This is a genomic window from Nocardia sp. IFM 10818 (assembly GCF_054655275.1).
Window position 1 is genome coordinate 5,519,366 of sequence record NZ_BAAHJH010000001.1, and the last position, 24,648, is coordinate 5,544,013.

Consider the following 24,648-nt stretch of genomic DNA (forward strand, 5'->3'; position numbering starts at 1 on the left):
TTCTCGAATCTAGAATCAGTAGTTATGGAACTTCGCCAGCTGCGCTACTTCGTCACCGTCGCGGAGGAAGCCAACTTCACCCGCGCGGCAGCCAAACTGCATCTGGCGCAACCCGGGCTCAGCGCCCAGATCAAGCAGTTGGAACGCGAACTCGGGCAGCAGTTGCTGGACCGTTCGACGCGCACGGTCACCCTCACTCCGGTGGGCCGGGCCGTGCTGCCGTGGGCGCGGGCGGCGCTCGAGGCGACCGAGCGGATCACGCACACGGTGGACGAGTTCACCGGGCTGCTGCGCGGGCACGTGCGGGTGGGACTCATCGGCGCGGTGGATCAGGAGATCGATATCGCCGCGGTGCTGGCCGGTTTTCACCGCGATCACCCGCAGATCGGCATCTCGCTCACCGAGGACGTCTCCGAATCCATGTACGCGGCCCTGCGCCGGGGCGAGCTCGATATCGGCCTGCTCAGCCTCTCCGGTGTGGATCTGGATCCGGCGGTCACGACCGAGACCATTTTCGAGACCGTCGTCGTGGCCGCGGTCGCGGTGGACGCGCCGGATTTCGGGGATCGGATCACCCTGGCGGAGTTGTGCACACATCCGCTCATCTGCCTGCCGCCCGGGACCGGCATTCGCGGGATGCTGGAAACAGCCTGTGCCGCAGCCGGTCTCACACCGAATGTGGCCTTCGAAGCGGTCGCTCCCCCGCTGCTGATGAAGCTGGCCGCGCACGGCCTGGGCACCGCGGTGGTGCCGCCGATTCCGCCGGAGGACGCCGCGGCGTTCGGCGTGCGCACGGTGGCGATCGATCCGCCCATGAACGGCCGCCTGGCCCTGGCCTGGAATGCGGAGCGGCCGATGAGCCCGGCCACGAAAGTCCTCCTGGGGCAGTTCCGTATCGCGCTGGCGTCGTGGAAGCACCCCGGACCCCGGATCGGGCCCGGGTAAGCGCGGTCAGCGGCGCGCCCGGCGCCAGGAGCGCATGTTCCATGAGCGGTTACCGCTGCCGACTCCCGCGAGATGGAGTGCGACGAGCAGCAATCCGAGAATGACGAACGTGCCTTCGGCGATCTCTCCGATCGAGGCATTCGTCAGATCGAGCAGCAATGCGAGACCGAATGCGACGGCGGCGGCGATGGCCATCATGTGAACCTCCCTGGTCTGGTCGCCGGATACCCGCAGGCCGGGGACACAAACCAGGATCGAATCAGGCCGCTTCCGGGCGTGTCGGTGTCAGTACCGCACGCAGCCCGCCGTCGAACGCGGCCTGAATACCGACCAGTCCCAACAGGACAATGCCGGTGACGATGTGCTGGATGGCATCGGTGATGTGATTGGGGAAGGCGAAGAAGAGCACCTGCTCGGAGAACAGCGCCCAGATGCCGACCACGAATCCGCCTCCGACAGCGGCGATTACGCAATACCAGGCCGCCCACCACTTGCGGGTGGCGGCGAGCAGCGCGGGGCCGAAGAGCGCCAGCCCGGCCACGGCATGCCAGCCGTTGTAGTCCATGCCGAGGACCGGGGTCGCCGGCGCGTGATGCCCCACCGCGAAGCTGGGCTCGGCGATCCAGCCCGCAATGGCCCAGGCAATGTGCACCAGACCAATGACGAGCACGGCCCATTGCAGAAAACTCCAGTGCGCCAAGGTGATTCGACGCTCCCCTACCGGCTGTGCGCTCATGGCGCCACCTCCCGCCGCGTGATGATTTCTACTACGCAGTGTAGTTGAGTTGCGACCGATGCGATAGATCGTTATCCCTATCACTCCGTAAACTTCCCTATTGTCGATATAGATAGATGCGTTTACAGTCATTTACATGACAGATCGACTGTTCTCGGTGGAAGAGGTGGCCGAGCGCCTCGGCCTGCACGTCCGCACGGTCCGCGGATACGTGCGCGACGGAAAGCTCGCCGCCGTCCGCATCGGCAAGCAGTACCGGATCGCGCAGGCGGACCTGGAAGCCTTCACCGGCCTGCCGGTACCCGATGCGGCCCGCGAGTCGACGCGCCGCGCCCGGCATTCCGAGGTGTCGAGCATTGTCGAGATCGACGCCGTGGACGCCGCGACCGTCGATCGCCTGACCACCCTGCTGACCGGCGCGACCGCCAATCGGTATCCCGAGGATCAGCCGATCCGAATCCAGACCATCCACGACGCGGAGCGCGCCCGCTTGAAGGTCATCATCGTCGGCGGCCTGGCCGATACCGGCCGCCTGCTGGAGTACATGGAAGGAGTGCTCTCCTCATGAGCACAAACGAGACCACCACCCGCACGGCCCCGATCTACAAGTCCGCAGCGGGCGCGGAGGCGATCCAGCGGAACTACCGGGAGATGTTGCGCGCCTGGCCCGTTCCTTCCGAGGAGCTGCGGATACCGACCCGCGAGGGCGAGACCTTCGTCATCGTCTCGGGCCCGCAGGACGCGCCCCCGCTGGTGCTGCTGCACGGCTCCGGCGCGAACTCGACCACCTGGCTCGGCGACATCGCCTCCTGGGCACGGCATTTCCGCACCTACTCCGTCGACATCGTCGGCGAGCCGGGCGGCAGCGCCCCCTCCCGCCCCGTCCTGGGCTCGGAGTCCATTGCCCTGTGGCTCGACGATGTCCTTGCCGGACTGGGCATTTCGCAGACCGCACTGGTGGGCATGTCCCTCGGCGGCTGGCACGCGCTGGACTACTCCATCCGCCGCCCGGACCGAGTGACCCGACTGGCCCTGCTGTGCCCCGGCGGCGTCGGCAAACAGCGCGTCGGCTGGCTGTTCAAAGCCGTGCTCGACCGTGTCCTCGGCCGCCACGACCTGGCCCGCTCCGCCAAGCTGGTGACCGGCCTGGACGACGCTCACCTGGCGCCGGTCCTGGACCAGGTCGTCCTGACCTTCACCCACTTCAACCCGCGCACCGAGAAGCTGCCCCTCTTCACCGACGCCCAACTCCACACCCTGACCATGCCCGTCCTGGTCATCGTCGGAGCCCGTGACGTCATGCTGAACTCCGCCGAAACCGCCCGCCGCATAACACGGAACGTCCCGGACGCCACCGTGCACGTGCTGCCGGACGTCGGCCACGCGGTCCTCGGCCAAACCGATACCGTGCTGAAGTTCCTGCAGGGCAACTGAATTCGTCGGCGACCGCGCCGAAAAACACTCGCCCCGCTCCGATACTTCGGAGCGGGGCGAATGAAATGTGTTTCCTCGCTAGAGGATTCGCGACAGGAACGCCTTGGTGCGCTCGTGCTGCGGGTTGGCGAGGACCTCGCGCGGGTTGCCGGCTTCGACGACCACGCCGCCGTCCATGAACACCAGCTGGTCGGCGACCTCACGGGCGAAGCCCATTTCGTGGGTCACGACCACCATGGTCATGCCGTCGGCGGCGAGTTCGCGCATGACGCCGAGGACTTCGCCGACCAGCTCCGGATCGAGCGCCGAGGTGGGCTCGTCGAAGAGCATGAGCTTCGGATCCATGGCCAGGGCGCGGGCGATGGCGACGCGCTGCTGCTGGCCGCCGGAGAGCTGCGCCGGATACGAATCAGCCTTGTCCGCCAAGCCGACTCGCGCCAGCAGTTCCTTCGCCCGCGCGACGGCGTCGGCCTTCTTGATCTTCTTGACCTGGGTCGGCGCCTCGATGATGTTCTCCAGCACCGTACGATGCGGGAACAGGTTGAAGTGCTGGAAGACCATGCCGATATCGCGGCGCTGCCGGGCCGCCTCGCGCGGGTGCAGCTCGTAGAGCTTGCCGTTCTTCTCCCGATAGCCGACGAGTTCGCCGTCCACGTAGAGTCGCCCGGCATTCACCTGCTCGAGGTGGTTGATGCAGCGCAGGAAGGTGGACTTGCCGGAACCGGACGGACCGATCAGGCACAGCACCTCGCCGCGCTTCACCTCCAGCGAGATGCCCTTGAGCACCTGCAGCGCACCGAAGTTCTTGCACACCCGGTCGGCGCGCACCATCAGCGCGCCGTCCGCGGGATCCTTCGTCAAGCTCGTGCTCACAGATCTCCTCCGCCCCGCAGCGCGGCCAGCGCCCGCAGCTGTTTCGCGGTCAGCTGCTTCGACATGCCACGAGAGTAGTAGCGCTCCAGGTAGAACTGGCCCACCATCAGCACGCTGGTGATGGCCAGGTACCAGGTGGCCGCGACCAGCAGCAGCGGGATGGGCTGGAAGTTGATGCCGTAGATGTCACGCGCGCGGCCGTACAGGTCGATGGTCAGCGGAATGGCCGTGACCAGCGAGGTGGTCTTCAGCATGCTGATCAGCTCGTTGCCGGTCGGCGGGATGATCACCCGCATGGCCTGCGGCAGCACCGTGCGGCTCATGGTCTGCGCCCACGACATGCCCAGCGCCGTCGACGCCTCGCGCTGCCCGTCGCCCACGGAATTGATTCCGGCGCGGACGATTTCGGCCATATAGGCGGCCTCGTTGAGACCCAGGCCGATCACGGCGAAGAAGAACGGCGCCGACCAGCCCTGCACATCGAAGGTGGTCAGCGTCGGACCGAACGGCACGCCGACGGTAATGGTCTTGTACAGCGACGGGAACAGGCCCCAGAACACCAGCTGCACATAGACCGGGGTCCCGCGGAAGATCCACAGGTACACCCACGCCACCGACCGCAGCACCGGATTCGGCGACAGCCGCATGACCGCCAGCAGCACGCCGAGCACCACGCCGATGGCCATGGCCAGCACGGTGAGTTCGAGGGTGACCAGCGCGCCCTTGGCGATATTGATGTCGCGCAGGTACTTCGCGTAGGTGTCCCAGTGGTACGCCTCATTGGTGGCGGCGCCGTAGACGAACAGGCCCAGCGCGATCAGAATGATCGCGGCGGCGATCCACCGGCCCGGCCGCCGCAGCGGGATCGCCTTGATCGGCTCGGGCTCGGTGTTCACATCGGTCGCAGCCGAGGCTGCGGAGTTGTTCTCAGACTGCGACATTGCCGGATATCAGCCCTGTGCGCCGTTGATGACCGACTTGGTGATCACGCCCTCCTGGACGCCCCAGTTCTCGGCGATCTTCTTGTACTGGCCGCTGTCGATCAGGCTCTGCAGGGCCTCCTGCAGCACCGGGCCCAGCGGCGAGCCCTTCTTGACCGGCCAGCCGTAGGGCGCCGAGTCGAAGATGGCGCCGGCGGCCTCGATCTTGTCCTTGTTCTGCTTGATGGCGTACGCGGTCACCGGGGAGTCGGCGGACATGGCGTCGACCTGGCCGTTCACCAGCGCGGTGGCGGCGGCGGACTGCTCGTCGTAGGCGACCTTGGTGATCTCCGGCTTGCCGGCGGCGACGCACGCGGCGCTCTTGGCCGGGATCTCGTCGGTGTCCTGCACGGTGGTGCGCTGCACGGCGACCTTCTTGCCGCAGGCGTCATTGGGGTCGACGGCCTTGCCGATCTGCTGCGCCCACTGGCTGCCCGCGTTGAAGTAGGTCACGAAGTCGGCGGTCTGCTCGCGTTCCTTGTTATCGGTGAACGAGGACATGCCGAGGTTGTAGGTGCCGGTCTCGACCGCGGGAATGATCTTCTCGAAGTCGGATTCCTTGTAGTCGGCGGTCACGCCGAGCACCTTGGCGACGGCATCCATCAGGTCCACGTCGAAGCCGACGATCTTGCCGGTGTTCGGATCCTTGAATTCATTGGGCGCGTAGGGGATGTTCACGCCCACAATGAGCTTGCCGGAGGACTTGATGTCGGCGGGTAGCTTGGCGGCGATGGCATCGACCTTGGTCACCTCGACCTTGGCCACCTCGGGGGTGTTGGTCTCGGTGTTGCTCGTACACGCGGTCAGCGCGAGAGCGCCGCCGGCGAGCACGCACACGGCCCGCAGGGTTCGCCCGCGGAAATCGAATCGACTAGACACAGCTGTCCTCCACAGTTCGGTTGCGCGACGTCCGGGTGTCGCCCGCCGTTTGAAATGTAGGCGAGTCGAACCACCCACGGTGGTCGGTAACCGAACATTAATCGGCGACACGCTGGTCGCGTGGCCGAACACGCCCGGTCCCGGAAGTGCGCGCTCACCAGCGGTGCAGCCGGGCCCGCACCTGCTCGGTGAATTCGGTGGTAGATGCTAACCCACCCAAATCGGATGTGGCGACCCCAGCCCGCAAAGTATCCGCAACCGCGTGTTCAATTCGCTCCGCCACCCGGTGCAGCGCGCTGTGCTGATCGCGGGTCGCCAGCCAGCGCACCAGCATGACGGCGGAGAGCATGAGCGCCACGGGATTTGCGCGATTGTGCCCGGCCAGCGTGGGTGCGGCGCCGTGCACGGCCTGAGCCATGGCCTGTGTTTCCGAGGTATTCAGCGAGGCCGCCATGCCCAGCGAGCCGCTCAGCTCGCCGGCCAGATCGGAAAGGATGTCGCCGAACAGGTTCTCGGTGACGATCAGGTCGTAGTCGCCGGGGGCGCGGACCAGATGCGCGGCCGCGGCGTCGACGTGCTCGTCATTGACCTCGATATCCGGATATTCGGCAGCGACCTCGTAGCACACATCGCGGAACAGGCCCATGGTCATGGGCAGCACATTCGCCTTGTGGACGATGGTGACCTTCTTGCGGCGGTGCGTGGCCACCCGGAAGGCCAGCTGGGCAATGCGCTCGCAGGCCTCGCGGGTGAAGACGCCGACGGCCATGGCCACATCGGGGGTCGGGCGGAACTCGCCCGACCCGGCCCACATATTGCGGTCGGCGTAGAGGCCCTCGCTGTTCTCGCGCAGAATCATCAGATCCATCTCGGGCACCACCGAGCGCACGCCCTCCAGGGTGCGCGACGGGCGGAAGTTCGCATACAGATCGAAGCGCTTGCGAATGGCCCCGGCCGGCGGCAGCCCGGTGCGGTAGCCGGCGGCATAGGAGGCGCTGTCGTGCGGGCCCATGATCCAGGCGTCCAGGCCTTCCAGGGCCGCGAGCGTCGGCTCCGGCACGGGATCGCCGTACTCCTCGATGCCGGCGTGCCCGATGAGCAGCGGGACCCAGTCCACGGGCGGCAAACCCACGGCCGCGAAGGCGTCGTCGACCACCGCTCGGGTGGCGCGCACGATTTCCGGGCCGATCCCATCACCTTCGATCAAGCCCAGCCGAAGGGGAGTCTCGCTGTCGTTCATGGCAGCCATCCTCGCGCAACCACGCCGGACGGCAACACGGCGGCACACGGTCACGCGGATTTCGAGACCTGGGCGTAAGTTCCGAGCGTGGTGCAATCGGTGGAACTGGTGCTGGACGAGACCACGGAGGCGGAGGTGCGCCGCCAGTGGGAGCTGCTGCGGGCGGCCGGACTGCACCCGCCGGGCGCCGGGCACCGGCCGCACATCACTGTCGCGGTCGCCACCGAGATCTGGCCACGCCTCGAAAAAGCTTTGGAGCAGGCGGAATTCGAGCCGATCGAGATCCGGCTGGGCGGACTGCTGGTATTCGGATCGCGCTCACCCATCCTGGTGCGCGCCGTGGTGCCGTCGACCCCGCTGCTCGCCTTGCAGCACAGGTTCTTCCGTTTGATCCAGGACTGCCCGGGCATCCCGGCCAACATCCGCCCGGACGCCTGGACCCCGCACATCACCCTGGCCAGACGGCTACGACCCGGCGACCTCCAGGCGGCGCTCCACGCGGTGGCTCGTGACAAGGATTTGCGGGCTACGGTTGTGGGTATACGGCGGTGGGATGGCGATCGGCGCCAGGAGTGGCCGGTTGCTCAGGGAAGAGAACCGTAAGCCCCGGTGTTGCACCCGCCGAACCCGACAGAGAGGAAGCCATGGCCACCCAGACGCTCACCGAGCAGAACTTCGACCAGGTAGTCACCGGAAACGACATTGTTCTCGTCGATTTCTGGGCGGAATGGTGCGGACCGTGCAAGTCCTTCGCACCCACCTTCGAGAAGGCGTCGGATCAGCATCAGGACGTGGTGTTCGGCAAGGTCGACACCGAGGCGGAACAGGGACTGGCGGCCGCCGCCAATATCCGCTCCATTCCGACCATCATGGCCTTCCGTGAAGGCGTCCTGGTCTTCGCCCAGCCCGGTGCGCTGCCCCCGGCCGCCCTCGAAGACCTCGTCACCCAGGTGAAGGCCCTCGATATGGACGATGTCCGCAAGCAGCTCGCCGAGCAGCAGTCCAAGGCCTGAACCGCGGCGGCAAGACCACCGTGTCGGCAGCACACAGCATGCGCCGCAACCCGAATGGGTTGCGGCGCATGTGTTTCAGCCCAGGGCGTTGATTCCGGCGATCATGGCGCGGACCGTGGACTCGGCCCCGTCGTCGGCGATGGCGGCGCCCCAGCCGCGGCGGCCGTTGAACTCGCACTGCACGAAGGTGGCGGTGCCGTGTTCGGTGCGGCGCTGGTGGAACTGGAGGATCTCCACCGGGTAGCCCTCGTCGTAGAGGGCCGAGGTGAGCGCGGCGACCGGACTGCCGGAGGCGGTCACCGTACGCAGGTGACCGGCGAATTCCAGCGTCGCGGTGAACTCCGCGGCCCGGCGGTGCGTCCATTCGCCGAGCTTGATCGGGCCCGCGTGATCGCAGTACCGATCATAGAACTCGGCGGGGCTCAGGCCGGTGCTCTCGGCCCGCAGGCTCGCGGGGGCAGCGGCGATGAACGTGTGGGTATCGATGGTGATGGTCATTGACAGGTCTTCCCGACTTCTTCCCAGAAATGGCAGAGGGGACCAGCAAAAGATGTTCAAACGGCCGCAGCGAGGGGCCGGTCCGAATCAGACCCCGCTACGGCGGAGAACTACGAGTACGCGCGCCACAGCCACCGTCGCGGTGAGCGGAATAAGCGCGGCGCGGTCGCGGTCGGCGACATCGAGCGCTGCGCTGCGGCTGTAGGCGGGATTCGGCACGGCACCGAGCATAAAGTGCCGATCACGCATTGGCAACCATATTCGCAATCGACCCACGAGTAACTTCGCCGCAGGTCACCCGGCATGCACCCGAACCTTTAGCAAGATCGGATGCCACAATGAGCAAACCCAGCCGGACGCTCGATCGAACCCTCCGTGAACACTGCCCCACCCCGGCACCGGATGTTGGAGGAGATTCACGATGACCGATCCGAATATCCAGACCACGATCAACGCCCTGCTCGCCTGCCACCGCACCTGCGTCCGCCAGATCATGACCTCCCTGGACGCAGGCGGCAAACACGCAGCACGCACCCACATCGCCCAGCTGATGGACTGCGCCGACATCTGCCGCCTGGCCGGAGATCTGCTCGACCGCCAATCCTCTTGGACCGCAACCCTTTGCGAACTGGCCGCCGAAGTCACCGCCCGCACCGCCGACACCTGCGAACGCCTGGGCGAGGACGCCTGCGCCAAGTCATGTAGCGCCGCCTCTAACGCCTCAGCCGCCCTCACCGCCCGATTCGCCCGTTAATCCCCCACCCCACCGAGCGCCCGAATCTGAAACATCACCGACCGGGAACTGGTGGCGGGGTTCACCGGCGTGTCGCCGCCACCAGTTCCCGGTCGGCGTCGTTTCAGATCTTGCCCGCCATCCGGATGCCCGCTTGGGGTGTTTTGGGGTTTTGTCTTTGAACGCAACCACAGCCAGACCCCCCGTACCCAACGTGAGTTACGGCTCCCAACCGGGGAGCCGAGGCCCGGTAGGGCAGACGAGGCGACCCCACCGATCGTTTCGCTCTGCGAACGCCGGCAGAGCCGCACCCACGGCCTCGGATCGAGGCGTATTTCAGACCCCACCGTCTCTCGACGCGGACACGCCGTCATCCACTGGGCGCGTACGCGGCCAGAACCGTGGTGCGGTCGAAATACACCTCTGGACAACGAAGCTCGTCATCACTGCCGGCGTGCGCAAAGACGAACCGATCAGTGGGGTCGCCTCGCCTGCCGTACCCGGCCTCGGCTCCCCGGTCGGGAGCCGTAACTCACGTTCCGGCCTGGCTGGATGGCCGTGGTTACGGTCAAAGACCAAACCCGAAAGAGCAAAAGCTCGAGTGATGGGTGGGGGCGGAGCCGGGTGGTTAGTGGGCGGCGGCGTCCCAGCTGCGGCCTACGCCTACGGAGACTTCGAGGGGGACCGAGAGTTCTATGGCGTTGGACATGTTTTCTCGGGCGAGGGATTCCAGTTGTTCCCGTTCGCCGGGGGCTACCTCGAAGACGAGTTCGTCGTGGATTTGGAGGAGCATGCGGGATTTCAGGCCGGCTGCGTGGATGGCGCGTTGGGTGTCGATCATGGCGACCTTGATGATGTCGGCGGCCGTGCCCTGGATGGGGGCGTTGAGGGCCATGCGTTCGGCGGCTTCGCGGCGCTGGCGGTTGCTGGAATCCAGGTCGGGGAGGTAGCGGCGGCGGCCGAAGAGGGTTTCGGTGTAGCCGACCTTGCGGGCCTGTTCGACGGCGTCGTGGAGGTAGTCGCGGATGGCGCCGAAGCGGGTGAAGTAGATGTCCATTTGGACTTTGGCTTCTTCGGCGCTGATCTTGAGCTGCTGGGAGAGGCCGTAGGCGGACAAGCCGTAGGCCAGGCCGTAGGACATGGCCTTGATGCGGCGGCGCAATTCGGGATCGACGTCCGAGATCGGGATGTCGAAGGCCTTGGAGGCTACGAAGTTGTGCAGGTCCTCGCCGGAGTTGAAGGCTTCGATCAGGCCCTCGTCCTTGGACAGGTGGGCCATGATGCGCATTTCGATCTGGCTGTAGTCCGCGGTCATGAGGGATTCGGCGCCGGGGCCGACGACGAAGGTGTCGCGGATGCGGCGGCCGGTGTCGGTGCGGATGGGGATGTTCTGCAGGTTCGGCTCGGTCGAGGAGAGGCGGCCGGTGGCGGCGACGGTCTGGTTGAAGGTGGTGTGGATGCGGCCGTCGTCGGCCACCGACTTCAGCAGGCCGTCGACGGTGACCTTCAGGCGGGTGGCGTCGCGGTGTTCCAGCAGGTGTTGCAGGAACGGGTGCTGGGTCTTCTCGTAGAGACCCTCGAGCGCGTCGGCGTCGGTGGTGTAGCCGGTCTTGGTGCGCTTGGTCTTCGGCATGTCGAGCTCGTCGAACAGGACGACCTGGAGCTGTTTGGGCGAACCCAGGTTGATCTGCTTGCCGATCACGCCGTAGGCGGCATTGGCGGCATCGGCTACGCGGTCGGCGAATTCGCGCTGGAGGTCCTCCAGTTGCGCGGAGTCGACGGCGATGCCGGCGTGTTCGAGGTCGGCCAGCACGCTCAGCAGCGGGAGTTCCATATCGCCGAGCAGGGCGGTGGACTCGATGCGCTCGAGTTCGGCGTCGAAGGCGTTGGCCAGATCGGAAACGGCGCTGGCGCGCAGGATTCCGGCCTTGGCGACCTCTGCGTCGACCTGGTCCTCGTCATCGAGGAGGGAGAGCTGGGTTTCGGCGCCGTTGTCGACGCGCAGCTCGCGGCTGAGGTAGCGCAGCGACAGGTCTTCGAGGTTGAAGGTGCGCTGGCCGGGCAGGATCAGATACGCGGCGAGGGCCGTGTCGCTGGTGAGGCCGCCGAGGGTCCAGCCGCGGCCGCGCAGGGCGTGCATGGCGGACTTGGCCTCGTGCAGGGCCTTCGGGGTATCGGGGTCGGCGAGCCAGGCGCCGAGGGCCTGCTCGTCCTCGGGGGTCAGGGCGACCACGTCGAAGTAGCCGCCTTCACCGTCGGCCGCCGCAATGGCGATGGCCTGCACGTCACCGTGGCTGGGCGAGCCATTGCCGATGACCGAAACACCGTGGCGGGCACCGGCCTTGGCGTGATCGGCCAGCCAGTCCGCGACCGCGCCGGGCGCGATGGCGCCGCCGCTGATCTCGAAGCCGGACTCGGCCTCGGGCTCGACGGGGGCGAGGGTGTCGAACAGGCGGTCCCGCAGCACGCGGAACTCCAACTCGTCGAACAGGCGGTGGATCTTCTCCCGATCCCACGGCTGCATGGCCAGCTGTTCGGGGGTGTAGGGCAGCGGGACGGTCTTCACCATCTCGGTCAGCTGCCGGTTCAGCACCACGCTGGACAGGTTGGCGCGCAAGGCATCCCCGACCTTGCCCTTCACCTTGTCGACCTGGTCGACCAGGGTGGCGAGATCGCCGTATTCGCGCACCCACTTGGCGGCGGTCTTCTCCCCCACACCCGGAATGCCGGGCAGATTGTCACTCGGGTCGCCGCGCAGCGCCGCGAAGTCGGGATACTGCTGCGGCGTCAGCCCGTACTTCTCCTCCACCGCGGCGGGCGTGAACCGGGTCAGCTCCGATACGCCCTTCTTCGGGTACAGCACCGTGACGTCATCGTTCACCAACTGCAGCGAATCCCGGTCCCCCGTCACGATCAGCACCCGGAAACCCTCCGGCACCGCCTGCGTGGTCAACGTGGCAATGACGTCGTCGGCCTCATAGCCCTCGATGGCCATGACCGGAATCCCCAGCGCCCCCAGCACCTCCTGGGTGGTCTCCACCTGCCCCCGGAACTCGTCCGGAGTCGAGATCCGATTCGCCTTGTACTCCGGATACGCCTCCGTCCGGAACGTCTTCCGATTCACATCGAACGCCGCCGCCACATGCGTGGGCTTCTCATCCCGCAGCAAGTTGATCAGCATGGCCGTGAACCCGTACACCGCATTGGTGGTCTGCCCACCCGCGGTCTTGAAGTTCTCCGCCGGCAACGCATAGAACGCGCGATAGGCCAGCGAATGCCCATCCAGCAACAGCAGCGTCGGCTGCTCCCCGGGGGTAGAAGCGGCTGGGTTCGATACGGACACGGCACTCGGACGCTGATCGGTAGAGGCAGAGGTCACCCGTCAGAGTCTAGGGAGCCCCACCGACATCCGTGTGCATCGGGCACACCCCGCCCGTCACCGCAGGTCCCGCCCCTGCCGGAAAACCGATTTCACCCCGGCGTCTCGTCCTGCTAACGTGATCACGCACCGAAGGGGCGTAGCTCAACTGGCAGAGCAGCGGTCTCCAAAACCGCAGGTTGCAGGTTCAAGTCCTGTCGCCCCTGCAAGACGCATCGGGCCCGTCACCCAGATTCCGGGTGACGGGCCCGATGTCTTTGCCCGAGGTGTCAGCCGACGCCGAGGTAGGCGGACTTGACCGCCGGGTCGTGCAGGAGCGCACGGCCTTCGCCGGTCTTGGTGACCTCGCCGGTTTCCAGGATGTAGGCGCGGTCGCTGCGAGTCAGGGCCTGCTGGGCGTTCTGCTCGACCAGCAGGACCGTGGTGCCCTGGGCGTTGATATCCGCGATGATGCGGAAGATCTGCTGGATGACCATGGGGGCCAAGCCCATTGAGGGTTCATCCAGGAGCAGCAGTTTGGGGCGGGCCATCAGGGAGCGGGCGATGGCCACCATCTGCTGTTCGCCGCCGGAGAGGGTGCCGCCCACCTGGGTGCGGCGTTCCTTGACACGGGGGAAGAGATCGAAGACCCAGTCGAGGGTTTTCTGGTACTCGGACTTTTCCTTGAAGGGACGGCCGTAGTGGCCCATGTCGAGGTTTTCCTGAACCGTCATGCCCGGGAAGACGCCGCGGCCTTCGGGGGCTTGGATCAGGCCCAGGCCCACGCGTTCGTGGGCCTTCATGCGGGTGATGTCGCGGCCCTCGAACAGGATGCGGCCGCCGGTCAGCGGGAGCAGACCGGACAGGGCGCGCATGGTGGTCGTCTTGCCGGCGCCGTTGGCGCCGAGCAGGGTGACGAGTTCACCGTCCGCGACCTTGAGTGAAATACCGTGCAGGGCTTGGATTCTGCCGTAGTTCACCACCATGTCCTCGACCTCGAGGAGGGGGGATTTCTCGAGTGCGGTCGGGGTCTTGTCGAGTGACGTCACTGCTGGTCACCTACTTCCTCGTCGGGCACGCCGAGATAGGCGGCGACCACCTTGGGATCCTCGCGAATGGCGGCCGGCAGGCCGTCGGCGATCTTGCGGCCGAATTCCAGCACCACGATGCGGTCGGTCACGCCCATGACCAATCGCATGTCGTGCTCGATCAGCAGGACGGTGAAACCGTCGTCGCGAATCTTGCGGATGAGATCCATGAGCGCCGATTTCTCCGACGGGTTGAAGCCGGCGGCCGGCTCGTCCAGGCAGAGCAGCTTCGGTTCCGTCGCCAGGGCGCGGGCGATCTCCAGGCGGCGCTGATCGCCGTAGGAGAGGTTGCGCGCCTTCTCGACCGCGCGCGGTGCGATGCCGACGAATTCCAGTAGCGCCATGCCTCTTTCGATGGCGTCGCGCTCCTCGCGCCGATGCCGTGCGGTGCGGAAGACCGCGCCGGGCACCGAGGTCTGGTGCCGGGCGTCGGTGCCGACCACCACGTTCTCCAGCGCCGTCATCTCGTTGAACAGGCGAATGTTCTGGAAGGTGCGGGCAATGCCGAGGCGGGTGATCTCGTTGCGCTTGGTCTTGGTCAACGGCTTGCCGTCGAAGTAGACCGTGCCCCCGGACGGCGGATACACGCCGCTGATGGCATTGAAGCACGTGGTCTTGCCCGCGCCATTGGGGCCGATGAGACCGAGGATCTCGCCGCGGCGAATCTCGAAACTCACATCGTCGAGCGCGGTGAGACCGCCGAACTTCACCGTCAGGCCTTCGGTGCGCAGCAGCGGCGCACCCACGGCGGTTTCGATTTCCCGGTGCGGGGCAACGACTTCCGCGACGGCGGCGGCATCGCCCATACCGAGTTCGGGCAGTACCTCGCCCACGTCCACGGTGCCCGCGCTGGCCTCGGTCTCCAGTTCCTGGTAGCCCGCGGCCATATCCTCGTTGTCGAACAGCGCGCCACCCGCGCCCGGCCCGGTCATCGCCGACCTCCACTCGTCTGCGCCGGCGGTTCCGGAGTCCGGTGCACGGCGCGATATATCTTGAGCCCGTAGGCGAGCAACTTCTGCCGGACCGGGAACAGGCCCTGCGGGCGGAAGATCATCACGACCATGAGCGCGATACCGAAGAACAGGTATTTGTAGTCGCCCAGGGATTGGTCGGCGACCTCCACCGACATGAACCGGTTGGGCAGGTACACGATCAGGAACGCGCCCACGATCACGCCCAGCTTGTTGCCCTGGCCGCCGATGACGACCGCGCAGAGGAACAGCATGGAGTTGATGATGTTGAAGCCGGTCGGGTTGATGAACTGCACCTGACCGGCGTACAGCGCGCCGGACAGACCGCCGACCGCGGCGCCGATCGTGAACGCCCACAGCTTGAACTTGAAGGTCGGCACGCCCATGATCTCGGCGGCGTCCTCGTCCTCGCGGATGGCGACCCAGGCGCGGCCCACGCGGCTGCGCTCCAGATTGCCGACGACGATCAGCACGACGATCACCAGGGCCATGCCCAGCCAGTACCACCAGGTGCCGGAGTTGGCCTTGTTCAACAGGTTCGAGGTATCCGGATTACCGAGGTTGCCCGAGGAGAAGTAGCCGTTGGGATGGGTCTCCGACTCGCCGATGCGCGGGTAGGCGATGCCCGCCAGGCCGAGGCTGCCATTGGTGATCTCGCCGAGATTGTCGGCGAGCAGTCGCACGATCTCGCCGAAGCCCAGCGTCACGATGGCCAGGTAGTCACCGCGCAGCCGCAGCGTCGGCGAGCCGAGGATCAGACCGGATATGGCCGTGATGGCGATTGCCAGCGGCACACAGGCCAGCCAGCCCCAGCCCTTGTCCAGCCAGCCGCCGTCGGTTTGATTCCACGGACTGTTGGGGCTGGTGAGCAAACCGACGGTGTAGGCGCCCACGGCGTAGAAGCCGACGTAGCCGAGGTCGAGCAGACCGGCTTGGCCGACAACAACATTCAGGCCGATGGCAATGAGCGCGACCATCGCGAACTGCGCCATCACACCGCCGAAACTGGTTCCGGGGGTGTCGAGCAATGGCGGGGGGAACAGCGGCAACAGCGCCAGCAACAGGATCGCCGGCACGCCGACGCCCCACTGCTGTGCCCGCGACAGCCCTTCCCACCAGGTGCGCAGCGCGTCGCCGAGGCCCCGCCGCTGCGGGGTATCGGTCGAATTTCCGGGTGCGCCAGGGGTTTTCGTCACGTTCGTCATACTCGCGCCTTCCCCAGACTCTCACCGAGGATGCCGGTCGGCCGGATCATCAGCACGGCCACCAGCACCACGAACGCGACCACGTCGCGCCACTGGGTGCCGAACAGGATCTGACCGTAATTCTCCGCCAGCCCGAGCAGCAGGCCGCCCAGCAGCGCACCGCGCAGGTTGCCGATGCCGCCGAGCACGGCGGCGCTGAAAGCCTTGATGCCCAAGATGAATCCGCCGGAATAGATGATGCCGTTGGGGATCTTGAGGGTGTAGAGCAGCGCGGCGGCGCCGGCCAGCAGACCGCCGATGAGGAAGGTCAGCATGATGACCCGCTCCCGCGAGACGCCCATCAGCGTCGCGGTATCGGGATCCTGCGCCACGGCGCGAATGCCGCGGCCGAATTTCGTTCTGTTGATGACGTATTCGGTCGCGATCGCGAGCACGATCGCCGCACCGATGATCACCAGGGTCACATTGGTCACCGAGGCGTCGAAGATCGAGAACTGCTCGGTGGGTTTCACCAGCATGATCGGCTGCTGGGCGTTGGTACCACCCAGGGACGGCCAGAACTTCGGCAGCACATAGTGCACGAATTCCTGAATCACGAAAGAGGCGCCGATGGCGGTGATCAGGAAGATGAGCGGTTTCGCACCGCGTTTGCGCAACGGCCGGTAGGCCACGCGTTCCAGGCCGACCGCGGCCGCGCCCGAGATGAGCATGCCGATCAGCATGGCCACACCCAGGAATACGACCGTCAGGACGATGCCTTGTGAATAAACGTTTCCGCTGGGACTGAACCCGAGCAGCATCAGGCCGACGTACTGGCCGAACATGCCCACCATGAATATTTCCGAATGGGCGAAATTGATCAAACGGAGGACACCGTAAACCAGGGTGTATCCCACCGCGACCAGTGCGTAGATCGAGCCGTAGGCCAATCCGTCAACGGTGAGTCGCCAGAATTGGTCGGCCACACCCGAGACGTTGAAATCGATGGACCCGTTCGCCAACAGGGCCACATCGACCAGTGCGGATGAAGTCATTCGTTACTCTCGCCATCGTGGAAACAGCGTGTGCCGGACGGACCGCCTCGTGAGCAGTCCATCGCAGATCCGGCACACGCTGTTTCGAATAGAAGGTGGTTACTTGACCTGGTACATCCAGATCAGAGCCTTGGCCAGCTCACCGGTGGAGCCCCACTGGTAATGGCGGGCCAGACCCTCGCCCGAGTAGGTCCGCACGTACTCGACGACGTCGGCACGCGAGGTCTTACCCGATGCGATGGCCTTCAGCACGATGGTGGTGAGGTCGTAGCCCTCGACCGAATAGGTGCCGGCCTCGAAACCGCTCGACTCCTTGTAGGCCTGGGCGAAGGAGTCCGGAGCCGGGCCACACGGGCAGGACAGCAGGGCGTCCTTGGACGCGTCGCCGGCCTGCTTGACGAATTCGACGTCCTTGGTGCCGTCGGCGGAGATGAAGGTGGCGGTGACGCCACCCGAACGCAGCTGCTGCACCAGCGGGGCCGCCTCGGCGTAGTAGCCGGCGTAGTAGATGGCGTCCGGCTTGGCGGAGTTCAGCTTGGAGACGACCGCGGAGAAGTCCTTGTCGCCTTCCTTGACCTCGGTGGCGCAGCTGGGATCCGCGATGGCGCCGAGGGTTTCGGCCAGGTTCCGGGCCAGGCCGGTGCCGTACTCGGTGTTGTCCTTGACCACGCAGATCTTCTTGTACTTGCCGCTGGCGGCCAGGTACTTGGCCACCGCCGGACCCTGCACCGCGTCATTGCCGAGGCCGCGGAAGAAGGTCTTCCAGCCGTTGGAGGTCAGATCCGGGTTGGTGGCCGACGGGGTCAGCGCGAGCAGGCCCGCATCGCTGAGCACCTGGCCGGTCGCCTTGGTCTCACCGGAGAAGGTCGGGCCGATCAGGCCGACGATCGACGGATCGTTGATGATCGTCGGGATGACCTGGGTGGCCTTCTGCGGATTGCCCTCGGTGTCGAATTCCTTGAGGGTGATCTTGCAGTCGGCATTGGCCTTGTTGAACTCGTCGATGGCGAGCTTCACGCCGCGGACGATATTGAGGCCGAGGTTGGCGTTCGGGCCCGTCAGCGGGCCGGCCATGGCGATGGAGGACGGGGCGCACTTCGCCTTGCCGTCGCCGGCCGCCTTGGCCGCCGCGGACGTGTCGGCCGCCGGGACTTCCTTGCCCTCCGTGTCCACCTGGACCACGGGCTGGATGGTCAGCGCGGCGCCGCCGCCATTACCGCCATTGCCGTTGTCGGCCGACTTGTCGCTGCAGCCCGCCAGTGAGAGAGCGGCTGCCGCTCCCAGAATCACCGCATTCCGCACCATACGGCCACGCCGCAGGGTCGACGCGGAACCACGCGTCATAGAACCAAGCACGAGATTCACCTCTATGTTCTGTGCTCCCCGGCGTGCGCCGGGGCGGCCGCCTCATCTATCGGCCCGGTCAGAACATAGCCCCGCCACGTTAGCTGCGCATCACATTCGGATCATCCATGTGACATCGCAACAAACTAATGCGCCTCTCGTGTTACATCCGTGTTAACTGGCTCAGCAAAATAGGGGCAACACGAGAGGCAATAGCGAGCGAATGCGTTACTTCGGTGCGAGGTTCTCCAGGACAACCTCGGCGACCGCCTTCATCGTGGTGCGACGGTCCATGGCGGTGCGCTGGATCCATTTGAAAGCCTGCGGCTCGGATAGCCCCTGAGTCTGCATCAGCACACCCTTGGCACGCTCCACCAGCTTGCGGGTTTCCAGGCGATCCGACAGATTCGCGACTTCGCCTTCCAGCGCGGTGATCTCGTGGAACCGGCTGGCGGCCAATTCGATGGCGGGCACCAGGTCCGATTTCGTGAACGGCTTCACCAGGTAGGCCATGGCGCCGGCGTCGCGCGCCCGCTCGACCAGGTCGCGCTGGCTGAAGGCGGTCAGGATGACCACCGGCGCAACGCGTTTCGACGCGATCTCCGCGGCGGCGTCGATTCCGTCGCGGCGCGGCATCTTCACGTCCATGATCACCAGATCCGGACGCAGCTCCTCGGCGAGGTCCACGGCCTGCTGCCCGTCGCCCGCCTCACCCACCACCAGGTACCCCTCTTCGGAGAGCATCTCGACGAGATCCATCCGGATGAGTGCCTCGTCTTCGGCGACCACCACCCGCTTGGGGGCGGACGCCGCAGCATCCCTCTTCGAACCGCCCCCTGCTGTCGTTCCCATAGATGAACCCCTGTCGCTTCCGATATCAACACCCGACGCACACCGGTCCGAAGCCACCCTCGACGGATCGGCACGTACCCGAGTACCCAAAGAGTACCGTTTGCCCCTCCACACAACCCATCTACCCAGCGCAAACCGACCAGTATCACAACACCACCCCACCGATTAGTTCCCCGAGCCCGCAACCCGCTATAGTCATCCCCTGGTGCGCCGGGTTGGCGGAACTGGCAGACGCGACGGTCTCAAAAACCGTTGTCCGAAAGGACGTGTGGGTTCGAGTCCCACACTCGGCACTCTTCGGAACCCCCCGAGACTTCTCGGGGGGTTTTCACATTTCCGGAGTTCATTTGCCGCATTGCCACTTTCGGGCGGATTCCTTGACCGCGGGGCGGGAGTGCGGAACGTGGAGGGATGGGAACGCGAACTCGGGACGAGTGGCTGCGGGACTTCGCGGTGCTCGCGCTACGGATCAATCGACACGCTACGGAGACCAGCGGAGGGACGCTGCTGATCTACAGCGGGCCCGGAGAGTGGGAGCGACGGGTGCGGGAGGAAGCGCTGCCCGCGGCGGAACAGCTGGCGGACGACTGCGCGGGGCTGCGGGAGGAGCTGCCGTTCGAGGGGAGGCGGGCGAAATACCTTTCGGCTCAGCTTCGTTCGATGCGGGCGGTGGCGGAGCGGCTGGCGGGTGAGCGGCTGCCGTTGACCGAATACGGGAGCCGGTGCCTCGGGGTGGAGGTCGGCTGGTCGCCGGAGGACGAGCTGACGGCCGCCCAGGAACGGCTGGAGGCGGCGCTGCCGCCGGGGTCGGGGTCACCGGCGGAGCGGTTGCACGAGTGGCAGCAGGCCCATGCGCTGCCGTCCACCCGGGGCGATCTGTTGCCCGCACTGGTGGACTCGGCGGTCGCCGAGACGATCGAGCGCACGGCGGCGCTCGTGCCGCTGCCGGATGGCATCGCCGTCGACTGTGCGATGTCGCCCGGACCGCACCGCGGGCATTACGCGGGCGGGCGGCGCGGCACCCTGTACATCAACGACAGCGTGCCGTTCAATCTGGCCGATCTCTTCCATGTCGTTGCCCACGAAGGGTTTCCGGGCCATATCGCCGAGTCGATGCTGAAGGACGTCCACTTGGCCGGGGAACAGCATCAGCTCGAACACCGGGTTCGGTTCATGATCTCCCCGTCCTTCGTGATCAGCGAAGGCATCGGGCTGCACGCGCAGGGGCTCATCTTTCCCGCCGATACGGCGCAGGCGTGGATCACCGACAATGTCCTTGTCCCGCAGGGCATGTCACCGGCGGACAGCGACTTCGCCGGGATTCACCGCGCCCGGGACGCGCTGTGGGGCGCGTGGGCCAATGCCGCGCTGCTGGCCGATGCGGGCCGCCCGGACGGGGAGATCGCCGACTATCTGCTCCGCTGGGCCCTGCTCACCGAGGCGGAAGCGAAGTGGGCGCTGGATTTCCTCCGGACCCCGGGCATGGACACCTATGTACTGGCCTACCACTACGGCCGACGACTGGTCGGGAACCGGCTCGACCACCCCGACCGGCAGGCCCGGGCCCGCCGGCTGCTGACCGAGCCCTTGCTGCCGTCCGATCTGGTCGCGGAGGCGTGACACCAGCGGGGCGTGGGGAGCCACTCAGTAGCCGAGGCGGGAGCGGAGGGTGGTGAGGGTGTGGGAGGCCTCGACGGCGCGGTCGGGGTCTACGGCGATGACGGCTTGGACGATTATGTCGCTCACCAGGAGTGAGGTCAGGGCTTCGGTGGTGAGGCCGGTGGGGGTGTGGGGGGCCGTGAGGTGGACGGTGACGCGGTTGGCGAGGGGGTCGGCTTCGTCGTCGCTGAGGAGGATGACTTTGGCGTCGACGTCGCGGGCGCGGGTGAGGATGAGGTCCAGTTCGGGGGTCATGCGGCCGGGGGCGAAGAGGACTATGAGGTCGGAGGGGGCCACCGAGAGGAGGTCGTCGGGGAGGCGGAAGCCGTCTGCGGTGATGCGGCGGGCGGGCTGGCCTATGCGGGTGAGGCGGAGGGCCAGGTGGTCGGCGGAGATGGCGGAGGCGCCGAGGCCGTAGGTGTGGGTGCGGCGGGTGCGGAGGATGAGGTCGACCGCGGCGGAGATGGCTTCGGGGCGGAGGTTGGTGCGGGCCAGTTCGATGCGGTCGAGGGCCTCGGTCCAGACGGTGGAGCTGATGGCGTCGTAGTTGCCGCCGAGGTGGTCTATGCGTTGGCGGAGGCGGACTTCGGGGGCGGTGGCGGCGGTGAAGGGGCCTGCCACTTGCTGTTTCAGGTCGGAGAGGCCGGTGTAGCCGAGTTTCTGGAGGGTGCGGACGACGGTGGCGTTGCTGGTGGAGCTCTCGGCGCCGAGTTCGGCGGCGCTGGCGTAGAGGATGCGCTCGGCGGTGGAGTGGGCGAGCAGGTCGGACACGGAGCGCTCCGCCTTCGACAAGGCGTCCCAGGCGTTGCGGACGCGAGCGCGCAGGTCGGTCAGACCGGAATTTTCCGTAACATCTGTTACCAAACCACCGTGATCTGTATCATCCATTCCACAGATTGTACTTCCACTCACTACGACTCGCCTGCGCGCCACTGCCGCGACCGGGCGGATGTCGGATACGAGGAATCGAAACCGGGATGAATCAGCTATCCATTCGCACCGTCGAGGTCTCCGGCTCACCGCATGAGCGCGGATATCAGTACGGGACGGCCACCGCGGACCTCATCGAGAAGGCAATCGCCTACTACGAGGAGGCATTTCGCGAGCAGACCGGCCTGAGCTGGGGTGAGGTCAGGGAGTTGGCGGCGGGGTGGGTGCCGCTGTGTGAGCGGGTGGCGCCGGAGGTCATGGCCGAACTGCGCGGGGTCGCGGCGGGGGCGGGCCGGGATGAACTGGATCTGATGGCGCTCAATGCGCGCGGGGAGATCATCTACGACCGCAGCCCGGGTGCTCGCACACCGGAGGTCGATGAGGAGGACGAGCGGGACAGCGCCGATGGCTGCACTTCGTTCTCGCTCACCGATGGCGCGGCCGGCGACGGCCACGTCTATGCCGGGCAGAACTGGGATTGGCGAACAGCGGTGCAGGACACCGTGATCGCGCTGCGCATCGTGCAGGATCCGCTGCCCACCCTGATCATGCAGGTCGAGGCGGGGCAGATCGGCCGGCACGGCGCCAACTCGGCGGGGATCGCGCTCAATGCCAATGGGCTGGGCGGGCGCTTCGATGCCGCGATCGGCGTGCCGCAGACCTTCATCCGACGCCTGGCGCTGAACCAGGCCGAGTTGCCGGACGCGCTGAACATGCTGGCTCGCACGCCGGCGCACATTGCCGGCAATGTCCTGCTCACCGACCGTTCCGGATTCTCCATCGACCTCGAGATCACCCCGCACGGCATCGGCTGGCTGTACCCGGAGGACGGACTTCTGGTGCACGGCAACCACTATCAGGGCACCGTCCCCCCGCAGCTGGCCGGCAGCTATCGCCCGATCTCGGTGGATTCGCTCATCCGGGTGCCGCAGGCGCGGCGCACGCTGGGCCGGGTCCGGTACGCCACCAATGGGACGGCCGTCCGCGACCGGATCCGGGCGGCCATGTCGGATCATCTCGGCTATCCCGAATCCCTGTGCACCCATCCGGACGAGCGCCGCCCCGCCGTCCGGCGCTGGTCCACGCTGCTGTCGAGCTGCGTGGATCTGACCGCGGGCGAGTACTACCTGACCAATGGCACGCCCTGCGCGCACGAATACGAGAAGCTGCCGTGGAACGTCTTCGACGGCCCCGGCTCCCGCTTCGCGGATATGACCGCCGCCGCGGCCGGATGAGGTATCCCCATGAAAGACCGCTTTTCCACCCGCCGGCGCGCGGTGCTGGGCGCCGCCGCCGTGGCGCTCGCGGTGTGCGGCTGCTCCGCCCCGCCGCTGGGCGCCGGTGAGATCGCCTTCGGCACGCTGACCGCTCCCCCATCCGGCCCGCTCGATTCGGTGACCTGGATGCTGCCCGGCGAGCCCACCACCTTCGACACCGATATCGACAGCGGCGCACAGGAGAACACCGTGCTGGCCAATGTCTGCGAGCGTCTCATGGAGGTGCAGCCGGATCTCACCACCGCGCCCCGCCTGGCCGCGCGGGCCGACTGGGTCGATGACACCCACCTCGTGTTCACCCTGCGCCGCGAGGCACGCTTCCACGACGGCTCGCCGATCACCGCCGACGATGTGCTGTGGAGCATGCGCCGGCACGCCCGCGACGAGGCCGACGAATCCGATGAGTACACCAATGTGGCGGCCATCGAGAAGACCGGCGACGCACAGATCACCGTGACCATGAAACAGCCGGATGCGACATTCCTGCAGGCCATGGCGGGCAATGGCGGCGTGGTCTGGAATCCCGGAGTGGTCCGGGCACAGGGCGATTCGTTCGGAACGCCGTCGAGCCCGGACGCCTGCTCCGGACCGTACCGCCTCGCGGAATGGAAGCCGGGCACCAGCGTGACCCTCGTCAAGGCCGAGAACTATTGGGACTCGAGCCGGATCGCGAATGTCGAACGCATCGTGTTCACCTGGGCCGATCAGTCCGCGGTGGTGAACTCGCTCATGAGCGGTGACGCGGACGGCGCCTTTCTGGGCGAACCGGCCGCCGCGGTGGCCCTGCGCCGCGCCGACAATGTCACTCTCGCACAGGGACCCGCGACCAATGCCTGGTCCCTGCTCACCACCGGTCGCGGCCCGGCGCGCGATGAGCGCGTCCGCCAAGCGCTTTCCCTGTCCCTCAATCGCGCGGGGATCACCAAGGCCGCCTTCGGCGGACTCGCGCAGCCTTGGAAGACCCCACTCGGCTCCGGGGCCTGGGGTTATCAGCGCGACGTCTTCCAGGCCGCCTACGACGCACTCACCGGCGCACCGGCGGAACCCACCGAGGCCGATCTCGCCGCGGCCCGCGCGCTGATCGCGGACATCCGGGATACCCTGCCGCCCTTGGTGATCGCCGGCGACGGCACCTCCACCCGCAACGTGATCGCCAGCGCTCTCGTCGACGCCGCCGGGAAGATCGGCCTGCGCGCCGAGATCCACATCGTGCCGCCGCAGCAGTACGGCGACTTCTACACCGACAAGACGCTGCGCGAACAGGCCGATTTCTGGATCGACGAGTACTACATCTCCAAGAACGACCCCATCGGCTTCTACAAGAACGGCGCCTCCACCGCCCGGGTCAACTTCACCGGCTTCAGCGATCCCGCCTACGACGCGAAAGTCAAACTCGCGCAACGCACCGTCGATGACAAGGCGCGCGCCGCCCTGGTCAACGAGCTGCAGGCGCGCTGGGTGCGGGCCGCCCTGTGGATTCCGGTGGTGCAGAGCCCGGCCACGCTCGCCATGTCCGACGCCGTCACCGGCGCGCCCTCGTCGGCGGCCTACCTGTACTACCCCTGGGCGGTCGCCCTGGGCAGCACCGAGAAGAGGTAA

At 66.7% G+C, this 24,648-nt stretch carries 25 protein-coding genes and 2 tRNA genes; 11 read left to right on the plus strand and 16 right to left on the minus strand.

The window, feature by feature from the left end; translation table 11 throughout:
- The first annotated feature begins 24 nt into the window (after positions 1–24).
- A complete protein-coding gene (locus tag ACYQ5L_RS25630; RefSeq protein ID WP_459960841.1) occupies positions 25–945 on the plus strand; it encodes a LysR family transcriptional regulator in 921 nt (306 codons plus the stop codon).
- Positions 946–951: 6 nt separating this feature from the next.
- On the opposite strand, the gene ACYQ5L_RS25635 is transcribed toward ACYQ5L_RS25630, so the two are convergent.
- Both ACYQ5L_RS25635 and ACYQ5L_RS25640 read right to left on the minus strand, forming a co-directional pair.
- Entirely contained in the window at positions 952–1,143 is a 192-nt protein-coding gene (locus ACYQ5L_RS25635; protein ID WP_459960842.1) for a hypothetical protein, read from the minus strand.
- 61 nt (positions 1,144–1,204) lie between these two features.
- The gene (locus ACYQ5L_RS25640; RefSeq protein ID WP_459960843.1) at positions 1,205–1,681 is read right to left on the minus strand and encodes a DUF4383 domain-containing protein; all 477 of its coding nucleotides are present in this window, start codon (positions 1,679–1,681) and stop codon (positions 1,205–1,207) included.
- 136 nt (positions 1,682–1,817) lie between these two features.
- On the opposite strand from ACYQ5L_RS25640, the gene ACYQ5L_RS25645 reads away from it, so the two are divergent.
- A complete protein-coding gene (locus ACYQ5L_RS25645; protein WP_459960844.1) occupies positions 1,818–2,249 on the plus strand; it encodes a helix-turn-helix domain-containing protein in 432 nt (143 codons plus the stop codon).
- Positions 2,246–3,115, plus strand: coding sequence for an alpha/beta fold hydrolase (locus ACYQ5L_RS25650; protein WP_459960845.1), 870 nt, complete (start codon positions 2,246–2,248; stop codon positions 3,113–3,115). Before ACYQ5L_RS25645 ends, ACYQ5L_RS25650 begins: the two co-directional genes overlap by 4 nt.
- Before the next feature lie 78 nt (positions 3,116–3,193).
- On the opposite strand, the gene ACYQ5L_RS25655 is transcribed toward ACYQ5L_RS25650, so the two are convergent.
- The 4 genes from ACYQ5L_RS25655 to ACYQ5L_RS25670 all read right to left on the minus strand — a co-directional run bounded on the left by ACYQ5L_RS25655 (position 3,194) and on the right by ACYQ5L_RS25670 (position 7,087).
- Positions 3,194–3,946 (minus strand): amino acid ABC transporter ATP-binding protein, encoded by a 753-nt coding sequence (locus ACYQ5L_RS25655; RefSeq protein WP_459963537.1) that lies wholly within the window; start codon positions 3,944–3,946, stop codon positions 3,194–3,196.
- Between the two features lie 38 nt (positions 3,947–3,984).
- Entirely contained in the window at positions 3,985–4,929 is a 945-nt protein-coding gene (locus tag ACYQ5L_RS25660) for an amino acid ABC transporter permease (protein WP_459960846.1), read from the minus strand.
- 9 nt (positions 4,930–4,938) lie between these two features.
- Positions 4,939–5,847, minus strand: a complete 909-nt coding sequence (locus ACYQ5L_RS25665; protein ID WP_459960847.1) for an ABC transporter substrate-binding protein — start codon at positions 5,845–5,847, stop codon at positions 4,939–4,941.
- Positions 5,848–6,001: 154 nt separating this feature from the next.
- The gene (locus ACYQ5L_RS25670) at positions 6,002–7,087 is read right to left on the minus strand and encodes an isocitrate/isopropylmalate dehydrogenase family protein (RefSeq protein ID WP_459960848.1); all 1,086 of its coding nucleotides are present in this window, start codon (positions 7,085–7,087) and stop codon (positions 6,002–6,004) included.
- Positions 7,088–7,174: 87 nt separating this feature from the next.
- Here ACYQ5L_RS25670 and ACYQ5L_RS25675 point away from each other — a divergent pair, with 87 nt between their 5' ends.
- Together ACYQ5L_RS25675 and trxA are read left to right on the plus strand one after the other, a co-directional pair.
- On the plus strand, positions 7,175–7,690 hold the full coding sequence (locus ACYQ5L_RS25675) for a 2'-5' RNA ligase family protein (protein WP_459960849.1): 516 nt from the start codon (positions 7,175–7,177) through the stop codon (positions 7,688–7,690).
- Between the two features lie 41 nt (positions 7,691–7,731).
- Entirely contained in the window at positions 7,732–8,100 is a 369-nt protein-coding gene (trxA, locus tag ACYQ5L_RS25680; RefSeq protein ID WP_459960850.1) for a thioredoxin, read from the plus strand.
- A 75-nt stretch (positions 8,101–8,175) separates the two neighbouring features.
- On the opposite strand, the gene ACYQ5L_RS25685 is transcribed toward trxA, so the two are convergent.
- Entirely contained in the window at positions 8,176–8,598 is a 423-nt protein-coding gene (locus tag ACYQ5L_RS25685) for an alpha-isopropylmalate synthase regulatory domain-containing protein (protein WP_379203926.1), read from the minus strand.
- A gap of 87 nt (positions 8,599–8,685) precedes the next feature.
- Positions 8,686–8,817 carry a hypothetical protein gene (locus tag ACYQ5L_RS25690; RefSeq protein ID WP_281186558.1) on the minus strand — a complete coding sequence of 44 codons (132 nt, stop codon included), beginning with the start codon at positions 8,815–8,817 and terminating at the stop codon, positions 8,686–8,688.
- A 202-nt stretch (positions 8,818–9,019) separates the two neighbouring features.
- Here ACYQ5L_RS25690 and ACYQ5L_RS25695 point away from each other — a divergent pair, with 202 nt between their 5' ends.
- Positions 9,020–9,352, plus strand: coding sequence for a four-helix bundle copper-binding protein (locus tag ACYQ5L_RS25695; RefSeq protein ID WP_459960851.1), 333 nt, complete (start codon positions 9,020–9,022; stop codon positions 9,350–9,352).
- Positions 9,353–9,959: 607 nt separating this feature from the next.
- On the opposite strand, the gene polA is transcribed toward ACYQ5L_RS25695, so the two are convergent.
- Complete coding sequence (polA, locus tag ACYQ5L_RS25700; RefSeq protein WP_459963538.1) at positions 9,960–12,674, minus strand: DNA polymerase I; 2,715 nt, start codon at positions 12,672–12,674, stop codon at positions 9,960–9,962.
- 169 nt (positions 12,675–12,843) lie between these two features.
- On the opposite strand from polA, the gene ACYQ5L_RS25705 reads away from it, so the two are divergent.
- Positions 12,844–12,916, plus strand: a tRNA-Trp gene (locus tag ACYQ5L_RS25705).
- Between the two features lie 63 nt (positions 12,917–12,979).
- Here ACYQ5L_RS25705 and ACYQ5L_RS25710 read toward each other — a convergent pair.
- From ACYQ5L_RS25710 to ACYQ5L_RS25735, 6 genes are all read right to left on the minus strand, one after another.
- Positions 12,980–13,675, minus strand: a complete 696-nt coding sequence (locus ACYQ5L_RS25710) for an ABC transporter ATP-binding protein (RefSeq protein WP_379203997.1) — start codon at positions 13,673–13,675, stop codon at positions 12,980–12,982.
- Positions 13,676–13,734: 59 nt separating this feature from the next.
- On the minus strand, positions 13,735–14,709 hold the full coding sequence (locus ACYQ5L_RS25715) for an ABC transporter ATP-binding protein (RefSeq protein ID WP_459960852.1): 975 nt from the start codon (positions 14,707–14,709) through the stop codon (positions 13,735–13,737).
- Positions 14,706–15,953, minus strand: coding sequence for a branched-chain amino acid ABC transporter permease (locus ACYQ5L_RS25720; protein WP_459960853.1), 1,248 nt, complete (start codon positions 15,951–15,953; stop codon positions 14,706–14,708). The genes ACYQ5L_RS25715 and ACYQ5L_RS25720 overlap by 4 nt, the downstream gene beginning before the upstream one ends.
- The gene (locus ACYQ5L_RS25725; RefSeq protein ID WP_459960854.1) at positions 15,950–16,987 is read right to left on the minus strand and encodes a branched-chain amino acid ABC transporter permease; all 1,038 of its coding nucleotides are present in this window, start codon (positions 16,985–16,987) and stop codon (positions 15,950–15,952) included. The genes ACYQ5L_RS25720 and ACYQ5L_RS25725 overlap by 4 nt, the downstream gene beginning before the upstream one ends.
- Positions 16,988–17,086: 99 nt before the next feature.
- Positions 17,087–18,292, minus strand: a complete 1,206-nt coding sequence (locus tag ACYQ5L_RS25730; RefSeq protein WP_459963539.1) for a branched-chain amino acid ABC transporter substrate-binding protein — start codon at positions 18,290–18,292, stop codon at positions 17,087–17,089.
- Between the two features lie 267 nt (positions 18,293–18,559).
- Entirely contained in the window at positions 18,560–19,183 is a 624-nt protein-coding gene (locus ACYQ5L_RS25735; protein ID WP_379203937.1) for an ANTAR domain-containing response regulator, read from the minus strand.
- A 209-nt stretch (positions 19,184–19,392) separates the two neighbouring features.
- Here ACYQ5L_RS25735 and ACYQ5L_RS25740 point away from each other — a divergent pair.
- Positions 19,393–19,476 (plus strand) — tRNA-Leu (locus ACYQ5L_RS25740).
- 118 nt (positions 19,477–19,594) lie between these two features.
- Complete coding sequence (locus ACYQ5L_RS25745; protein WP_459960855.1) at positions 19,595–20,803, plus strand: DUF885 domain-containing protein; 1,209 nt, start codon at positions 19,595–19,597, stop codon at positions 20,801–20,803.
- 24 nt (positions 20,804–20,827) lie between these two features.
- Here ACYQ5L_RS25745 and ACYQ5L_RS25750 read toward each other — a convergent pair whose 3' ends face one another.
- Positions 20,828–21,730: a MurR/RpiR family transcriptional regulator gene (locus tag ACYQ5L_RS25750; protein ID WP_459960856.1), complete on the minus strand. Its 903-nt coding sequence runs from the start codon at positions 21,728–21,730 to the stop codon at positions 20,828–20,830.
- A gap of 89 nt (positions 21,731–21,819) precedes the next feature.
- Here ACYQ5L_RS25750 and ACYQ5L_RS25755 point away from each other — a divergent pair, with 89 nt between their 5' ends.
- Together ACYQ5L_RS25755 and ACYQ5L_RS25760 are read left to right on the plus strand one after the other, a co-directional pair.
- Positions 21,820–23,007 carry a C45 family autoproteolytic acyltransferase/hydrolase gene (locus tag ACYQ5L_RS25755; protein ID WP_459960857.1) on the plus strand — a complete coding sequence of 396 codons (1,188 nt, stop codon included), beginning with the start codon at positions 21,820–21,822 and terminating at the stop codon, positions 23,005–23,007.
- Between the two features lie 9 nt (positions 23,008–23,016).
- The gene (locus ACYQ5L_RS25760; protein WP_459960858.1) at positions 23,017–24,648 is read left to right on the plus strand and encodes an ABC transporter substrate-binding protein; all 1,632 of its coding nucleotides are present in this window, start codon (positions 23,017–23,019) and stop codon (positions 24,646–24,648) included.

Excerpts from the sequence above, each read along its gene's own strand:
- ACYQ5L_RS25745 (WP_459960855.1), top strand. The coding sequence starts at position 19,595 with ATGGGAACGCGAACTCGGGACGAGTGGCTGCGGGACTTCGCGGTGCTC.
- ACYQ5L_RS25670 (WP_459960848.1), bottom strand. The coding sequence starts at position 7,087 with ATGAACGACAGCGAGACTCCCCTTCGGCTGGGCTTGATCGAAGGTGAT.
- ACYQ5L_RS25725 (WP_459960854.1), bottom strand. The coding sequence starts at position 16,987 with ATGACTTCATCCGCACTGGTCGATGTGGCCCTGTTGGCGAACGGGTCC.
- ACYQ5L_RS25760 (WP_459960858.1), top strand. The coding sequence starts at position 23,017 with ATGAAAGACCGCTTTTCCACCCGCCGGCGCGCGGTGCTGGGCGCCGCC.
- ACYQ5L_RS25715 (WP_459960852.1), bottom strand. The coding sequence starts at position 14,709 with ATGACCGGGCCGGGCGCGGGTGGCGCGCTGTTCGACAACGAGGATATG.
- ACYQ5L_RS25710 (WP_379203997.1), bottom strand. The coding sequence starts at position 13,675 with ATGGTGGTGAACTACGGCAGAATCCAAGCCCTGCACGGTATTTCACTC.
- ACYQ5L_RS25750 (WP_459960856.1), bottom strand. The coding sequence starts at position 21,730 with ATGGATGATACAGATCACGGTGGTTTGGTAACAGATGTTACGGAAAAT.
- ACYQ5L_RS25630 (WP_459960841.1), top strand. The coding sequence starts at position 25 with ATGGAACTTCGCCAGCTGCGCTACTTCGTCACCGTCGCGGAGGAAGCC.
- ACYQ5L_RS25645 (WP_459960844.1), top strand. The coding sequence starts at position 1,818 with ATGACAGATCGACTGTTCTCGGTGGAAGAGGTGGCCGAGCGCCTCGGC.
- ACYQ5L_RS25735 (WP_379203937.1), bottom strand. The coding sequence starts at position 19,183 with ATGGGAACGACAGCAGGGGGCGGTTCGAAGAGGGATGCTGCGGCGTCC.
- trxA (WP_459960850.1), top strand. The coding sequence starts at position 7,732 with ATGGCCACCCAGACGCTCACCGAGCAGAACTTCGACCAGGTAGTCACC.
- ACYQ5L_RS25755 (WP_459960857.1), top strand. The coding sequence starts at position 21,820 with ATGAATCAGCTATCCATTCGCACCGTCGAGGTCTCCGGCTCACCGCAT.
- ACYQ5L_RS25635 (WP_459960842.1), bottom strand. The coding sequence starts at position 1,143 with ATGATGGCCATCGCCGCCGCCGTCGCATTCGGTCTCGCATTGCTGCTC.
- ACYQ5L_RS25695 (WP_459960851.1), top strand. The coding sequence starts at position 9,020 with ATGACCGATCCGAATATCCAGACCACGATCAACGCCCTGCTCGCCTGC.
- ACYQ5L_RS25730 (WP_459963539.1), bottom strand. The coding sequence starts at position 18,292 with ATGGTGCGGAATGCGGTGATTCTGGGAGCGGCAGCCGCTCTCTCACTG.
- ACYQ5L_RS25655 (WP_459963537.1), bottom strand. The coding sequence starts at position 3,946 with ATGGTGCGCGCCGACCGGGTGTGCAAGAACTTCGGTGCGCTGCAGGTG.
- ACYQ5L_RS25640 (WP_459960843.1), bottom strand. The coding sequence starts at position 1,681 with ATGAGCGCACAGCCGGTAGGGGAGCGTCGAATCACCTTGGCGCACTGG.
- ACYQ5L_RS25660 (WP_459960846.1), bottom strand. The coding sequence starts at position 4,929 with ATGTCGCAGTCTGAGAACAACTCCGCAGCCTCGGCTGCGACCGATGTG.
- ACYQ5L_RS25685 (WP_379203926.1), bottom strand. The coding sequence starts at position 8,598 with ATGACCATCACCATCGATACCCACACGTTCATCGCCGCTGCCCCCGCG.
- ACYQ5L_RS25720 (WP_459960853.1), bottom strand. The coding sequence starts at position 15,953 with ATGACGAACGTGACGAAAACCCCTGGCGCACCCGGAAATTCGACCGAT.
- ACYQ5L_RS25650 (WP_459960845.1), top strand. The coding sequence starts at position 2,246 with ATGAGCACAAACGAGACCACCACCCGCACGGCCCCGATCTACAAGTCC.